Genomic DNA, 14,064 nt, shown 5'->3' with positions numbered 1-14,064 from the left:
GGAAAGTGACTTATTTTCAATGCGGCGGCAAGTTGGCGCGCGGCACAATGGAAAAAGCCCCGGACAGCCAGCTGTCCGGGGCTTTTGCAATCTGTCGTTCAGACAATCGCTATTACATCACGAGAATCGGCGACTTCGCCGGAACGCGATCATATAGATCGATGATGTCCTGGTTCAGGAAGCGCACGCAGCCCGACGAGACCGCCTTGCCGATGGACCACCATTCCGGATTGCCGTGCAGGCGGTACAGCGTGTCCTTGCCATCCTGGAAAATATAGAGGGCGCGGGCGCCGAGCGGGTTCTTGAGGCCCGGAGCCATGCCGCCGTTCCTGGCGCTGTACTGCACCAGTTCCGGCTGGCGGGCGACCATTTCATCCGGTGGGGTCCAGCGCGGCCACTGGCGCTTGTACTGGATCACAGCGCGACCCGACCAAGCGAAACCTTCGCGGCCGATGCCCACGCCGTAGCGCATTGCCTGTCCGTTTTCGAGGACCAGATAGCAGAAGCGGTTGGCCGTATCGATGACCAATGTACCAGGCAGTTCGCCTGTTGGATCCTGCACAACCTGACGCAGGAAGCGCTTGTCCATCTTCTGGATCGGAATTGCCGGAAGCTGGAAGCCGCCATCCTCGACGGCGGCATACATCTGCGCCCATCCGCCATAGGAAGAGTCGACATTAGCCTGCGGGGTGCGGTTGATCGGGTTGCCCGACTGATCCACATCAATGATTGGAACATTCTGCCCCAACTGAGCGCAACCGGCCAGACCGGCGGCCGCTGTTGCTGTCATTGCCGTCAGAAAGGAACGGCGGGTAAGGGTCGTTTGCATATGAAAACCAGTTTAGTGACGGGAGGAGTTACAGATACACATTCAGGGTTAACGAATTGCGACCCGGCCAATTGTGGCAGATACGCAGTGAGCCATCGAAAAGGCCGTAAACGGCTGCTTCCGGTGTTTGGTTGCACGGAAAACGCCCGAAAAATGTGGCGTACGCCCGTTCGTAATGCGGCCTAAACGTGGCGAAAGCCCACCAGCATGGCTCGTGTTGCAGCCGCGACACAATTTTGGGTGCAGGAGCCAGCTTTCCATAAACCCGGCAAGTTCAAATTTTAGTGAGAACTCAATCAAGCAACTGGAGGCTTGGCAGAATCAGTGCCGGAGCAAACTGTTTATATTCGTCGGGCTGGTTGGTTCGATTAATCCAGACCCCGCGCATGCCGAACCGCACCGCCCCTGCCACGTCCCAGCGGTTCGAGGACTGGAACGAGATCGCGGAAGGATAAAGCCGCCATTGCAGGGTGATGAGCTCATAGACAGCCGGGGCAGTCTTGTATTTCCTGACTTCATCAACCGAAATCACGTCGTCCAGCAGGACGTCGAGCGCTGCCGAACGGACTGCGGATTCGAGCATGGCGGGCGAACCATTGGAAAGGATCGCAAGCCGTGCGCCCTTCTCCTTCAGGCTTTTGAGAGCAGCGGGCACTTCCGGATAGCAATCGAGCTTCCAATAGGCATCGAGCAAGTCATTGCGCAGTGCCGGATCAACGGACGGGTAGCGCGCGAATGCGAAATCGAGTGATTCCTCGGTGAGTTTCCAGAAATCGCTGTAGGCACCCATCAGGCTGAGCACCCAGGAATATTCGAGCTGCTTGGCCCGCCACAGTTCGGAAAATGCCCGACCGTCCGGCCCGGCTTTGTCTGCATGTCGCCGCACCGCCGAATGGACATCGAATAATGTGCCATAAGCGTCGAAGACATAAGAACTGTGGGACACCGTTTCCTCCTGTGAGGGTCCGCCACGCATCGCGAAGCATAAAATCTAGAATTGCGCCATCCTACTGTGATTTCAATAATAATTCATTGTCTTGAAACTAAATTGCTCATTCACGCCATTGCCGCCCGCACCGATGCGGCCTATGTAGATTCCGCACGCAAGTTTTGAGGCAGCATCTGCTCGGCCCGCCCGCAAGCTGCCCATGTAAGCTCAAAGAAAAGAGGAGAGTTTCCAATGGCTTTCGAACTGCCCGCCCTGCCGTATGACTATGACGCCCTTGCGCCTTTCATGTCGCGCGAGACGCTTGAACTTCATCACGACAAGCACCATCAGGCCTATGTCACCAACGGCAACAAGCTGCTCGAAGGCTCCGGCCTCGAAGGCAAGAGCCTGGAAGAGATCGTCAAGGAAAGCTACGGCAAGAACCAGGGCCTCTTCAACAATGCCGGCCAGCACTACAACCACATCCTGTTCTGGAAGTGGATGAAGAAGAACGGTGGCGGCAAGAAGCTGCCGGGCAAGCTTGAAAAGGCAATCGAGTCCGATCTTGGCGGCTACGACAAGTTCCGTGCGGATTTCATCGCTGCTGGCGTCGGCCAGTTCGGTTCAGGCTGGGCCTGGCTGTCGGTCAAGGACGGCAAGCTTGAAATCTCCAAGACCCCGAACGGCGAAAACCCGCTGGTTCACGGTGCAACGCCGATCCTTGGCGTCGACGTGTGGGAACACTCCTACTATGTCGATTATCGCAATCTGCGTCCGAAGTACCTCGAGGCCTTCGTCGATAGCCTCATCAATTGGGAATTCGTCGAAGAACTGTACGAAAAGGCCTGAGCCTTCATACAACAATAAAGAAAAACCCCGGTTTTGCCGGGGTTTTTTGTTGCTGCTATTCCTTGATTACCTGCACACCTACATGTTGCGCGCGCCCGGCTCCCCATCCGGCGATGGCAGCCCCCAGCCCCAACACAGCGAAGAAAAGACCACAGGCGGTAAAGCTGCCCGTTGCGCTGTGGATCAGCCCGACGATGAGCGGGCCGATTGCGGCAAGCGTATAGCCGACGCACTGCGCCATGCCGGACAGATGCGCCGCCGTGTGTGAGTCCGGCGCCCGCAGCACGATCACCATCATGGCGGCGGCGATGAGACCGCCCTGCCCGATGCCCTGAATGACCGCCAGCCCCCAATAGGTCCATAGCGGCAGATAGAGAAAGCCGATCAGCGGCAAGGCCGCACAAGCGCAGAGAATGACATTGAGCAGGCTCTGGTTCTTCTGGCGGGTAGCAATCGACGGTACCGCGAGACAGGTGATGACCTGAGCCAGGATCGAAAAAGAGACCAGACCGCCGGCCGCTGCCGGGCTCAGGCCCTGTTCGCGCAGGATCGGCGCCAGCCATCCGAAAACGATGTAGGCGGTGGAGGATTGCAGGCCCATGAACAGGGTCACCTGCCATGCCAGCTTGTCCTTCCACAAGCCGATCACCTTGAAACCCGAATGCGCGACATTGTGTTTCGCACGCATGGCCTGCGGCAGCCACAACAGCAGAACGATTGCCGCCGGAACAGCCCAGAAAGCCAAGGCAAGGTTCCAGGAACCACCGAGCATCCCCTTGATGGGAATGGTGAACCCGGCTGCGGAGGCAGCGCCGCCGCATAGCGCCATCGTATAAAGACCGGTCATGATGGCCGCAGTTTTCGGGAAATCACGCTTGACGACGCCCGGAAGCAGCACGTTGCCAGTAGCAATTGCGGCACCGGCCAATGCTGCGCCAATATAAAGCGAATAGAACGAACCGAAGCCGCGAATGGCGGTGCCGACAGTCAGCACGACCAGCACGAAAAGCAGAACGCGTTCGGCGCCGAAACGCTGCGCCAGCCGTGGTGCGAATGGCGCAAAGACGCCAAGGCAGACAACCGGCAACGTGGTCAGGATACCGGCTGCAACGGATGACATGCCGGTGGCATCGATGATTTCCGGCAAAAGCACGGAAACGCTGGAAAATACCGGTCGCAGATTGGCGGCGATCAGCACGAGGCTCAGACCCAGCAAAATGCGCATCGCCTTGCTTGGCGGTCGCTGGACTGGCGGCGGCGGAACGCTGTCCGCCTCAGCGTCGACCAGCGCCTCTGGCTGAAGCATCGCCTCGTTTTCCGCCGTGTGCGACAGGGCTGTGTTCGTGTGGCTCATGATGCCAGCAACCTTTCAAGTTCTTCAATCAGGGGTGCCATGAAGCGGCGAACCGTTGCACCGGCCTGGTCAGGATCTCCCGAAGCGATGGCTTCGACGATCTGGCGGTGCGCCTCATGATTTGGCTCGGGCAGTTCGCCGTCGAGCGTAGCTTCTATGGATTCGCGGATGGAGGCGGAGAAAAAAGCATAGACCTCGATCAGGGCGCTGTTGCCCGAGGCAGCGACGATGGCCTCATGAAAGGCAAAGTCTCGGGCCACAAAAGTTGCCCGGTCGAGTTCATCGCGATTGCCGCGTTGTGCCAGCATTTTCTCCAGATGCACAATCCCCTTCGGCTTGATGCGTAAGGCGGCCAGACGTGCGGCTTCCGTTTCGAGAACTGCCCGGGTCTCAAAGCGGTCGCGCAGGCTGGTATGGCGGATGCGGTCGAGGCTGCGTGCCGTGTCGGCAGTGGAACGGACATAGGTTCCCGACCCCTGCCGGGTTTCCAGCATTCCTTGTGCCACCAGCGCACGCACGGCTTCCCGTACCGTACCGCGGCTGACATCAAGCGTTGCAGAGAGTGCTGCTTCATTTGGCAGCTGATCGCCTATCGTCCAGCGTCCCGACGTGATTTCGCCTCGCAATGCCTGCGTGGCCGAATCCGTCAAAGTCTTGCGGGATATCGCCTTCATATCTTCACCAAAGTCATCTGATGACTTGATGAATTAGACCTATGTAATGGAGCTGTCAACCGTCATGAAGAAAGCTGATTGCGGGCTGGAAACCACTGCCGCATTCCGTTAACAATTTTCGCGCACAGTGCCCCATAATCCAGCCGCTCGAGATTTCGGGCCAGACTTCAGGTGCCAGTATGATCACACTTTACAGCCTTTCCGGAGACCACCTCGAACAAGTGGAAGTCGAGCCCGGCACTCCGCTGCCAGAAAATGTTATCTGGATCGACCTGTTTGCTCCTGGCGTCAATGAAGACAGTATTGTCGAAGCATGGATGGGCATTTCGATCCCCACCCGCGAAGACATGACGGAAATCGAGGAATCGAGCCGCTTCTACATGGAAACCGGCGCCCAATATCTCACAGTGCCGATCCTGCACGCGGTCGATCTCGACCATCGGGAGCTGGCGCCCGTCACCTTCATCCTGCATGGTTCGCGGCTGATCACTGTTCGTTATGCCAATCCGAAATCGTTCAGCACCTATATCCTGCGCTCCACCAAACCGGGCAACGGGTTGATATCACCCAAATGCTCGGGCCTGTCGATCATGCTTGGTATTACCGAAGCCACGACGAATCGCCTCGCCGACATTCTTGAAGGTGTCGCAGGCAAGATCGATGCTGCCTCGCATTCCATCTATCGCCGTCAGCCGAAAGCGCGACCGATGACGACGGAGGATTTCCGTCACATACTGACCCAGATCGGTGGACAGGGAACATTTCTCTCGCGAATGCGCGAAAGTCTGGCGGGGATCAGCCGTATGCTGGTCTATCTGTCGGCCATCAACAATCCCGCAGCCGGCAAGAAGGAAACGCGCAGCTGGATCAAGTCGCTGGAACGCGACACGCAATCCCTGACCGCCTATGTGGATTTTCTGTCCAACAAGGTCACATTCCTTCTCGATACGATCGTTGGTCTGATTTCGGTAGAACAGAACGCCATCATCAAGATTTTCTCTGTGGCGGCGGTCGGTTTTATGCCGCCGACGCTAGTGGCTTCCATCTACGGCATGAACTTCTCCTTCATGCCGGAGCTGCAATCGCCATGGGGTTATCCAATGGCGCTTGGTCTGATGATCGCCTCCGCCCTGCTACCGCTTTACTATTTCCGCCGAAAGGGTTGGCTGTAGCTTGTGGTGACAACGCAGGCGCACCATGTTATATCATGCGTTATAACATAGGAGAGCAGCCATGAACGTAACCCTGCGCAAGATCGGCAATTCCGACGGTGTGATCATCCCAAAGGAAATGCTGGAGCAGTTGAACGTGCAAACTGGCGACACTCTGGTCCTGACCGCAGACAAGGATGGACTGAGACTGACCAGGAGCACGGAAGATCCGGAGGTCTTCGAGAAGAAAATGAAGATTGCCCGAGAGCGGATGAAAAAATATGAGACCGCTTATCGCGTGCTCGCTCAATGATCGACTTTCATTCGCGGGCTTTCATAGAAGCGCTGCATCAGGAGCAGTTGCGTCTGCATGGTGGTGCAGCGGGTATTCGCGATTCCGGTTTGCTTGATTCAGCGCTTGCGCGTCCGTTGCAAAAGGAAGCCTATGGCGATCCGGATATCTTCGATCTGGCGGCGGCCTATCTGTTCGGTGTGCTGAAGAACCATCCTTTCGTGGACGGCAACAAGAGAACTGGACTGGCTGCCGCTGACTTGTTTCTTTATTTCAACGGCTTCAGTCTTGAGGCCGTACAAGAAGACATTATCCAGCTCGTCCTGATGGTTTCGAAAAGTGAAATCGATGAAGCCGGCGCAGCAGCGTTTTTCCGTGACCATACCGTCGCTATAGACGAAGACTAAACAATCTTCAGCGACACGATTTCCCACTCGACATTATTGATTTTCACGACATCGCCGACCGGCTTGCCGAACAGCAGAATGGCAACGGGCGCGACATGGGAAATCTTGCCGTTTGACGGGTCAGCCTCATCCTCGCCCACGATGGTCCAGCGGCGAACCTTGCCGTCGTCCAGATTTTCCAGATCTACCGTCATGCCGAAACGCACGACATCGCTGTCGGGAGCGGGAACGGAAAGCTCGGCATTTTCACGCCGCGCCACCCAGTAACGCAGATCGCGTGAGATACGCGCAATCGCCGAACGCTCGCCCGCGACATTGGCGTCCGCCAGCTCGCGCTGCAGCCGGGCGATTTCATCCTCGATCATCGTCAAGCCCGTCGGCGTGACGAGATTGCGATGCGGACTAACCGGGCGCTCGCCGAGGTCGGTCGGTGCATCATCCTGTTCTTTGGTGAAAGCTCTGCTCATTAGTTGAATGTAAGCGGTCGGCACCTCCCCGACAAGCCTCCCCGTCATGCAGACCGCCCGCTGTTGCGCCGGCAAATGCATGATTTGCATATCCGGTTTTTATTGATTGATGAGTCAATCAACGTTAAACTGACCGCTCAGTTAGACTGAGAACGGACGAGGATTATGCCCAAGATCGGGATGGAGCCCTTGCGGCGGCGCGAGTTGATCGATGCCGCCATTCGTACCATCGGCCAGCGTGGTTCGCTGGACGTGACCGTCGCGCAGATCGCGCATGAGGCGGGTGTTTCGCCAGCGCTTGCGCATCATTATTTCGGCGGTAAGGACAAGCTCATCCTGGCCACGATGCGCCATCTGCTGCGCGAACTGAGGCAGGATCTCAACGCTGCCATCCGAAAGACCGAGGCGCCGCAGGAACGTATCGCGGCCATCATTGCGGTCAATTTTTCCGCATCGCAGTTCGCGCAGGAAACCATTGCCGCCTGGCTTACCTTCTATGTGCATGCACAACAGTCGGAGGACACCCGCCGGCTCTTGCGCATTTATGCACGCCGCCTGCATTCAAACCTCGTCTTCGCACTTGAACAGCTGACCTCGCGCGAGCGGGCCAGCCGCATTGCCGAGGGTGCAGGTGCCATGATCGACGGACTCTACATTCGTCACGCACTTGGCGCCGATGCGCCCAATGCTGCCTCAGCCATTGCGTTGGTGGAAGACTACATCGCGGTTCAGCTTATGGGGGAGAAATGAGTATGGAAGCGGATTTCGTCATCATCGGCTCCGGATCCGCCGGATCCGCCATGGCCTATCGCCTGTCTGAAGACGGTCGCTATTCGGTGATCGTCATCGAATATGGCGTGCCCGATGTCGGTCCGTTAATCCAAATGCCAGCCGCCCTTTCTTTCCCCATGAATATGGAAACCTATGACTGGGGTTTTTCGACCGAACCAGAGCCGCATATTGGCGGGCGCAGCCTTGTAACGCCGCGGGGCAAGGTGCTTGGTGGTTCATCTTCAATCAACGGCATGGTCTATGTGCGCGGCCATGCACGCGACTACGACCACTGGTCGGAAAGCGGTGCGCGCGGCTGGGCCTATGCAGATGTACTGCCCTATTTCAAGCGGATGGAAAATTCGAGCGGTGGCCAGGAAGGCTGGCGCGGCACCAATGGCCCGCTTTATATCCAGCGCGGCAAACGCGACAATCCCCTGTTCCATGCCTTTGTAGAGGCTGGCCACGAAGCGGGCTTTGAAGTCACCGAAGACTATAATGGCGAAAAGCAGGAAGGCTTCGGCCCGATGGAGCAGACGATCCACAACGGTCGTCGCTGGTCTGCCGCCAACGCCTATCTGAAACCCGCCCTCAAGCGCCCGAATGTCAAGCTGGTCAAGGGCCTTGCACGCAAGATCGTGCTGGAAGGCAAGCGCGCGGTTGGCGTTGAGATCGAGGCGGGCCGCAGCTTCTCGACCATCCGTGCGCGGCGTGAAGTCATCATTGCCGCCTCGTCGATCAATTCGCCGAAGCTCCTGATGCTCTCTGGCATTGGCCCTGCCGCACAACTGAAAGAACACGGAATTGAAGTGGTCGCCGATCGCCCCGGCGTCGGCCAGAACCTGCAGGACCATCTGGAAGTCTATATCCAGCAGGAATGCACGCAGCCAATCACGCTCTACTCCAAACTGAACCTGTTCTCGAAAGCGAAGATCGGCGCGGAATGGCTGTTCTTCAAGACCGGCGACGGTGCCACCAACCATTTCGAATCCGCAGCATTCCTGCGCTCGAAAGCTGGTGTGGAATATCCAGATATCCAGTATCACTTCCTTCCTGTAGCTATCCGCTATGACGGCAAGGCGGCAGCGCAGTCGCACGGCTTTCAGGCCCATGTCGGCCCGATGCGGTCGAAATCACGTGGCAGCGTGACGCTTCGCTCAGCCAATCCACGTGAAAAGCCTGTCATCAAGTTCAATTATATGTCGCATGAAGACGACTGGGCCGACTTCCGCCATTGTGTGCGGCTGACTCGTGAAATCTTCGGACAGGCCGCATTTGATGCTTATCGTGGCGCGGAAATCCAGCCCGGTGCGCATGTTCAGAGCGACGATGAAATCGACAATTTCATCCGCGAGCATGTCGAGAGCGCCTTCCATCCGTGCGGAACTTGCAAGATGGGTGCGGTTGACGATCCAATGGCAGTCGTTGATGCTGAATGCCGGGTGATCGGTGTCGAAGGCCTGCGCGTTGCGGATTCATCCATCTTCCCGCGCATCACCAACGGCAATCTCAACGGCCCGTCGATCATGGTCGGCGAAAAGGCTTCCGATCATATTCTCGGCCGTACGCCGCTGGCGTGCTCCAATCAGGAGCCTTGGATCAATCCGCGCTGGCAAGTTTCCGACCGCTGATAAAATTTAAGGGATAACAATGAAAGCACAACCCAAAGCCTCGCATTTCATCGGCGGCACATTCATGGAAGACAAGGCGGGCAAGACGTTGCCGGTCATCTATCCGGCAACCGGCGAGGAAATTGCCAAGCTCTATTCGGCGACACCCAATGTGATCGAGGCGGCTTATGCCGCAGCGCTGAAAGCGCAAGGTGAATGGGCAGCGCTGAAACCTGTCGAGCGCGGGCGCATCCTGCGCCGCACGGCAGAAATCCTGCGCGAGAAGAACAAGAAGCTGTCGAAGCTCGAAACACTTGATACCGGCAAGGCGCTTCAGGAAACGCTGGTGGCGGATGCAGCTTCGGCCGCGGATGCACTGGAATTTTTCGGCGGCATCATTTCGGGCTTCAACGGCGAGTTCGTGGAGCTTGGCGGTTCGTTCGCCTATACGCGCCGCGAAGCGCTCGGCATCTGCGTCGGTATCGGCGCATGGAATTATCCGATCCAGATCGCCGCGTGGAAATCCGCGCCTGCACTCGCGATGGGGAATGCCTTCATCTTCAAGCCGTCCGAAAACACGCCGCTTTCAGCGCTTGCATTGGCGGAAGCATACAAGGAAGCGGGGCTTCCCGATGGCTTGTTCAATGTCGTGCAGGGCTTCGGCGATGTCGGTGCTGCGCTCGTCAATCATCGCCTGACGGCCAAGGTCTCGCTGACGGGTTCCGTACCAACAGGCAAGCACATCATGGCGCAGGCGGGCGAACACCTGAAGCACATCACCATGGAGCTTGGTGGTAAGTCGCCGATTATCGTGTTCGATGACGCTGACCTTGAAAGCGCTATCGGCGGCGCAATGCTCGGCAACTTCTATTCGACCGGGCAAGTTTGCTCGAACGGCACCCGCGTTTTCGTTCACAAGAAGATGCACGACCATTTTGTCGAACGGCTGGTCGAACGCACACGCAAGATTCGCATTGGCGATCCGCTGGATGAAGCAACTCAGATGGGGCCACTAGTCAACGGCGCACAGCGCGACAAGGTTCTGTCCTATATCGAAAAGGGCAAGGCAGAAGGGGCGAAGCTTGCTTGCGGTGGTGGTGTGCCGAAACTGCAGGGTTTCGACAAAGGCTTCTTCATCGAACCGACCGTCTTCACTGATGTGACCGACGAAATGACCATCGCTCGCGAAGAAATCTTCGGACCAGTGATGAGTGTTCTGGAGTTCTCCGACGAGGACGAAGTGATCACACGCGCCAACGATACCGAGTTCGGCCTCGCGGCGGGTGTGTTCACTGCCGATATCGCACGCGGCCATCGCGTAATCGGCCAGATCAAGGCCGGGACCTGCTGGATCAATGCTTATAACCTGACGCCAGTTGAAGTTCCCTTCGGTGGCTACAAACAATCTGGCATCGGGCGCGAAAACGGCATCGCCGCACTCGCTCATTACAGCCAGATCAAGACTGTCTATGTCGAGATGGGCAAGGTCGACAGCCCTTACTGACCGCTGTAATCGGCCCGCGGAACTGAAGTCGGTTCTGCGGGCGTCGGCGTACAGTCATAGCGGTAAAGCTGTGGCGACGGCACTGCCTGCGGATAGACGATGGCACGTTGCGACCGTTGGCTGGCTGGAACCGATGGTGAATTCCATAACGGCATGGCCCAGGACGGCCTTGTCACCGTGTCGGAAGCACCTGTCCCCTGAACGGGAATACGTCGACACTCGGTTCCGAGAGCACCGTTTAATCCGGCCGAGGTCGCAACACTGGTGCAGTTGATCAGGGCAAGCACCAAAGCGGTAAAAAACAGTCTCATATCGAAACACTTTCAAAACAACACTGCCAAATGCCCAAAGGTCGATCAGGCTCACGACTATAAAGCGCCTCCCCAACCCGGCTCCATTTGTACCGACAAGGCCATTCGGGACATCTTCAAACTGAAACCAAAGATAGAAGATTTATCCAAGCGTTCAACAGCGCCCCCCTGTACGAGACGTTCAAACTTCTGCGAACAAGCAGAAGTTCTATTCTGGCATTCTATCGAGAATAGTTCCTGTTCGGCATCAGACAACATATGGTGATAGTTCCAACAGGGTTGAGTTTATAAGTCAAAATCGGGAGGTTTCAGTTATATTAGAGATTAATAATATACGCTTTGGGTGGCTAGCTAAAATCAAAACCCCATGCAAAAGAATTTATTTGTTCAAGTACAAAAATGCATAAAATATGCACCTAACCAAAAATATTGATAATAATACATGCTATCAATATTTCACACATCGTGCGATTTCATATCAACAACCTGTCGTGGACTGAATGACTTGTGATGGCTAATGAGATTTCAATCTCGACCGACATGGTCGACGACAAGCTTCGCAATGATTTTTGGCGATCTGCAATCAAACCCATATATGAAATCGTGGCAGAGAACGGGAAGTACCAGTTTTCTGGAACAATTGCTGCTCGCGCTCTCGGGACTTTCCATGTCGGAACGACTTCCTTCAACACCCAGAACTACTCACGCACACGCAAACTCATCGCACAGGGTGGGCTTGATCACTACGTTCTGCAGCTTATTACAGCAGGCAGTTTACGCGGCGATTTCAACGGGGTCGATGTCGTGGCAAAGCCCGGAGATATCGTTATTATCGATCTGACACAGACCGTGGAGAGCCAGGCATCCGCCGGCTCGCGCATCACAGTAACAATACCCCGCAATGAACTGGAGAGGATGGTAGGCTGGCGTAATTTGCACGGCCTTATCTTGTCAGCGAATGCTCCCCTCACGCGACTGCTTTTTGATTATCTCCATAGTCTGCAATCGTTGACCGGCAAACTGGGCAAGGCCGAAGCAAAATCAGCGCAGGAAGCAATGTTGACACTGCTTGGTGCAGGCATCAACGGCGTTGACAGAGAAGATATACGGAACCTTCCGGTCAATATTCCCATGCGCAAGAGCATCCTCGCCTATATCGACGATAACCTGTTCAATCCTCTGCTGGGGCCAAATCTCATCGTCCAGAATCTTCGCGTCTCTCGCTCACGCCTTTACCGGACATTTGATACAGAGGGTGGTATTGCCACAATCATTCGTGAGAAGCGGCTCGATCATGCCTATCGCATTCTGGTCGGCGAGCGTAGCAGACACGTGTCATTCAAGGAAATCGCTTATCGCTGCGGATTTCATGACGGCGCACAGTTTACCAGGGCATTCAAGGCTCGTTTTGGCGTGTCGCCGAAGGAGGCTCGTGAGATAAAAGCCCCGCTGTTATCGTCAGATATGGGCAACTTCGATTATACGGTACATCTTGCGGAAGAAGCCGCCAAACTCGGCGATGTCAAACCGTAACCCGTCAACCAGGGGAAAGACGGTCCAGAAAGTCATCGCACCAGTGATTGACGTCGTGGGTGATCAGAAAAGCCATCATGCCTTCAAACCGCTCCTTACGTTCCTCAAGCGGCATAGCAAGTGCGCGCGCCATGGCATAAGCCATCGCCTCGGTATCATAGGGGTTGACCAGAAGCGCGCCGTCCAGTTCCTGTGCGGCACCGGCAAAGCGGGACAGAACCAGCACACCCGGATTTTCGGGATCCTGTGCGGCGACATATTCCTTGGCGACAAGATTCATGCCGTCGCGCAACGGCGTAACCAGTCCAACAGCGGCAAGCCGATATAGCCCTGCCAGCACTTCCCGGTTCAAAGAGCGATTGATGTAACGGATTGGTGTCCAGTCGACGGTAGCGTTCGCACCATTCACTCGCCCGGCAAGTTCCGCCACCGCGCGTTGCATGTCCTTGTACTCTGGCACTTCGGAGCGGGATTTCGGCGTGACTTGTAGGAAAGTGACCTTGCCACGATTGCCGGCATCGACCTTAAGAAAATGCTCGAAAGCTTCCATTCGGTTGGTGATGCCCTTGGAATAATCCAGCCGATCGACACCGATGATAAGATCGCGGTCCAGCATGCTGTCGCGCATGCGCTTTACCGTCGGATGGCGTTGGGCCTTGTTCGCTATCTCGGCGAATGCGGCTGTCTCGATACCGATGCCAAAGCGCTCGGCACGGAACTGATGTCCGAAAGCCTCGAACAGACCGTTGTCATCGAGACGCTTGCCGATTTTCTCCCGCCGCAGACAGCCGATGAAATTATCGACGTCGTTCTCGGTCTGGAAGCCCACCACATCATATGAAGCAAGGCCACGCATGATCGTTTCATGCACGGGCAGCGTGAATAGAATATCAGCGGGAGGCCAGGGAATATGCAGGAAGAAGCCGATGCGATTGGTGACACCGAGATTGCGTAGTTCGGCGGCCAGTGGAATGAGATGGTAATCGTGAATCCATATCACATCCTCCGGCTCGATCATCGGTAGAAGATGCTTCGCAAACAAGCGATTGACCCGGAAATATCCCGCCATGTCCTTGCGCGTGTAATCGATCAGGTCGAGACGATAATGACAGAGCGGCCAGAGCATGCGGTTGGCGAAGCCGGCATAATATTCATCGATATCCTTCTTGTGGAGATCGAGCAGCGCGTAGCGAATGGAGCCCACATCGCGGATCGCCAGTTCCTGTGTTTGGCGATTGGGAAGTGTCTTTCCGGACCAACCGAGCCAAATACCGCCGCGTTCGCTGAGCGCAGCCTGTAACGCAACTGCCAAGCCGCCCGCAGGCGCCTTGCCCTGCTCATCAGGCAACGGAACACGATTGGAGACCACGATCAGTCGGCCCAT

At 56.3% G+C, this 14,064-nt stretch carries 15 protein-coding genes; 8 read left to right on the top strand and 7 right to left on the bottom strand.

The features are described from left to right. Positions 1-112: 112 nt before the first annotated feature. Positions 113-829, bottom strand: a complete 717-nt coding sequence (locus tag FG152_RS05645; protein WP_010661567.1) for a L,D-transpeptidase — start codon at positions 827-829, stop codon at positions 113-115. A gap of 292 nt (positions 830-1,121) precedes the next feature. Beyond that, positions 1,122-1,775: a haloacid dehalogenase type II gene (locus tag FG152_RS05640; RefSeq protein WP_010661566.1), complete on the bottom strand. Its 654-nt coding sequence runs from the start codon at positions 1,773-1,775 to the stop codon at positions 1,122-1,124. A 234-nt stretch (positions 1,776-2,009) separates the two neighbouring features. On the opposite strand from FG152_RS05640, the gene FG152_RS05635 reads away from it, so the two are divergent. Then, complete coding sequence (locus tag FG152_RS05635; protein WP_012092469.1) at positions 2,010-2,606, top strand: superoxide dismutase; 597 nt, start codon at positions 2,010-2,012, stop codon at positions 2,604-2,606. A gap of 55 nt (positions 2,607-2,661) precedes the next feature. Here the strand turns inward: FG152_RS05635 and FG152_RS05630 are convergent, their stop codons facing one another. Then, positions 2,662-3,912 carry a CynX/NimT family MFS transporter gene (locus FG152_RS05630; protein WP_376786649.1) on the bottom strand — a complete coding sequence of 417 codons (1,251 nt, stop codon included), beginning with the start codon at positions 3,910-3,912 and terminating at the stop codon, positions 2,662-2,664. Positions 3,913-3,956: 44 nt separating this feature from the next. Beyond that, on the bottom strand, positions 3,957-4,634 hold the full coding sequence (locus tag FG152_RS05625) for a FadR/GntR family transcriptional regulator (RefSeq protein WP_278376645.1): 678 nt from the start codon (positions 4,632-4,634) through the stop codon (positions 3,957-3,959). 179 nt (positions 4,635-4,813) lie between these two features. Between FG152_RS05625 and FG152_RS05620 the strand changes: the two genes are divergently transcribed. The 3 genes from FG152_RS05620 (at position 4,814) to FG152_RS05610 (ending at position 6,484) form a co-directional block, all read left to right on the top strand. After that, on the top strand, positions 4,814-5,806 hold the full coding sequence (locus FG152_RS05620) for a magnesium transporter CorA family protein (RefSeq protein WP_010661562.1): 993 nt from the start codon (positions 4,814-4,816) through the stop codon (positions 5,804-5,806). Positions 5,807-5,867: 61 nt separating this feature from the next. Beyond that, positions 5,868-6,098, top strand: coding sequence for an AbrB/MazE/SpoVT family DNA-binding domain-containing protein (locus FG152_RS05615; RefSeq protein WP_010661561.1), 231 nt, complete (start codon positions 5,868-5,870; stop codon positions 6,096-6,098). After that, positions 6,095-6,484, top strand: a complete 390-nt coding sequence (locus tag FG152_RS05610) for a type II toxin-antitoxin system death-on-curing family toxin (protein ID WP_010661560.1) — start codon at positions 6,095-6,097, stop codon at positions 6,482-6,484. The genes FG152_RS05615 and FG152_RS05610 overlap by 4 nt, the downstream gene beginning before the upstream one ends. On the opposite strand, the gene FG152_RS05605 is transcribed toward FG152_RS05610, so the two are convergent. After that, positions 6,481-6,951, bottom strand: a complete 471-nt coding sequence (locus FG152_RS05605) for a GreA/GreB family elongation factor (RefSeq protein ID WP_029925347.1) — start codon at positions 6,949-6,951, stop codon at positions 6,481-6,483. The genes FG152_RS05610 and FG152_RS05605 overlap by 4 nt on opposite strands. Before the next feature lie 165 nt (positions 6,952-7,116). On the opposite strand from FG152_RS05605, the gene betI reads away from it, so the two are divergent. Genes betI through betB form a run of 3 tightly spaced genes read left to right on the top strand, consistent with a single transcriptional unit; the run spans position 7,117 to position 10,836 of the window. Then, entirely contained in the window at positions 7,117-7,701 is a 585-nt protein-coding gene (betI, locus tag FG152_RS05600; RefSeq protein ID WP_010661558.1) for a transcriptional regulator BetI, read from the top strand. A 2-nt stretch (positions 7,702-7,703) separates the two neighbouring features. Further along, positions 7,704-9,353, top strand: coding sequence for a choline dehydrogenase (gene betA / locus FG152_RS05595; protein ID WP_036585846.1), 1,650 nt, complete (start codon positions 7,704-7,706; stop codon positions 9,351-9,353). 19 nt (positions 9,354-9,372) lie between these two features. Beyond that, the gene (gene betB, locus FG152_RS05590; protein ID WP_498985470.1) at positions 9,373-10,836 is read left to right on the top strand and encodes a betaine-aldehyde dehydrogenase; all 1,464 of its coding nucleotides are present in this window, start codon (positions 9,373-9,375) and stop codon (positions 10,834-10,836) included. Here betB and FG152_RS05585 read toward each other — a convergent pair. After that, positions 10,830-11,147 (bottom strand): hypothetical protein, encoded by a 318-nt coding sequence (locus tag FG152_RS05585; RefSeq protein ID WP_498985468.1) that lies wholly within the window; start codon positions 11,145-11,147, stop codon positions 10,830-10,832. The genes betB and FG152_RS05585 overlap by 7 nt on opposite strands. Before the next feature lie 510 nt (positions 11,148-11,657). Between FG152_RS05585 and FG152_RS05580 the strand changes: the two genes are divergently transcribed. Continuing rightward, positions 11,658-12,680: a helix-turn-helix domain-containing protein gene (locus tag FG152_RS05580; RefSeq protein ID WP_498985466.1), complete on the top strand. Its 1,023-nt coding sequence runs from the start codon at positions 11,658-11,660 to the stop codon at positions 12,678-12,680. A 4-nt stretch (positions 12,681-12,684) separates the two neighbouring features. On the opposite strand, the gene otsA is transcribed toward FG152_RS05580, so the two are convergent. Further along, positions 12,685-14,064: an alpha,alpha-trehalose-phosphate synthase (UDP-forming) gene (gene otsA, locus FG152_RS05575; protein ID WP_151614441.1), complete on the bottom strand. Its 1,380-nt coding sequence runs from the start codon at positions 14,062-14,064 to the stop codon at positions 12,685-12,687.

Source organism: Ochrobactrum sp. XJ1, from assembly GCF_024701725.1.
In the GTDB taxonomy this organism is placed as follows: Bacteria; Pseudomonadota; Alphaproteobacteria; order Rhizobiales; family Rhizobiaceae; genus Brucella; species Brucella anthropi.
This window is presented reverse-complemented; position numbering and strand designations above follow the sequence as displayed.

Coding starts and splice junctions, on each gene's coding strand:
- FG152_RS05645 (WP_010661567.1), bottom strand. CDS start 829: ATGCAAACGACCCTTACCCGCCGTTCCTTTCTGACGGCAATGACAGCA.
- FG152_RS05635 (WP_012092469.1), top strand. CDS start 2,010: ATGGCTTTCGAACTGCCCGCCCTGCCGTATGACTATGACGCCCTTGCG.
- FG152_RS05630 (WP_376786649.1), bottom strand. CDS start 3,912: ATGCTTCAGCCAGAGGCGCTGGTCGACGCTGAGGCGGACAGCGTTCCG.
- FG152_RS05625 (WP_278376645.1), bottom strand. CDS start 4,634: ATGAAGGCGATATCCCGCAAGACTTTGACGGATTCGGCCACGCAGGCA.
- FG152_RS05620 (WP_010661562.1), top strand. CDS start 4,814: ATGATCACACTTTACAGCCTTTCCGGAGACCACCTCGAACAAGTGGAA.
- FG152_RS05615 (WP_010661561.1), top strand. CDS start 5,868: ATGAACGTAACCCTGCGCAAGATCGGCAATTCCGACGGTGTGATCATC.
- FG152_RS05610 (WP_010661560.1), top strand. CDS start 6,095: ATGATCGACTTTCATTCGCGGGCTTTCATAGAAGCGCTGCATCAGGAG.
- FG152_RS05605 (WP_029925347.1), bottom strand. CDS start 6,951: ATGAGCAGAGCTTTCACCAAAGAACAGGATGATGCACCGACCGACCTC.
- betI (WP_010661558.1), top strand. CDS start 7,117: ATGCCCAAGATCGGGATGGAGCCCTTGCGGCGGCGCGAGTTGATCGAT.
- betA (WP_036585846.1), top strand. CDS start 7,704: ATGGAAGCGGATTTCGTCATCATCGGCTCCGGATCCGCCGGATCCGCC.
- betB (WP_498985470.1), top strand. CDS start 9,373: ATGAAAGCACAACCCAAAGCCTCGCATTTCATCGGCGGCACATTCATG.
- FG152_RS05585 (WP_498985468.1), bottom strand. CDS start 11,147: ATGAGACTGTTTTTTACCGCTTTGGTGCTTGCCCTGATCAACTGCACC.
- FG152_RS05580 (WP_498985466.1), top strand. CDS start 11,658: ATGGCTAATGAGATTTCAATCTCGACCGACATGGTCGACGACAAGCTT.
- otsA (WP_151614441.1), bottom strand. CDS start 14,064: ATGGGCCGACTGATCGTGGTCTCCAATCGTGTTCCGTTGCCTGATGAG.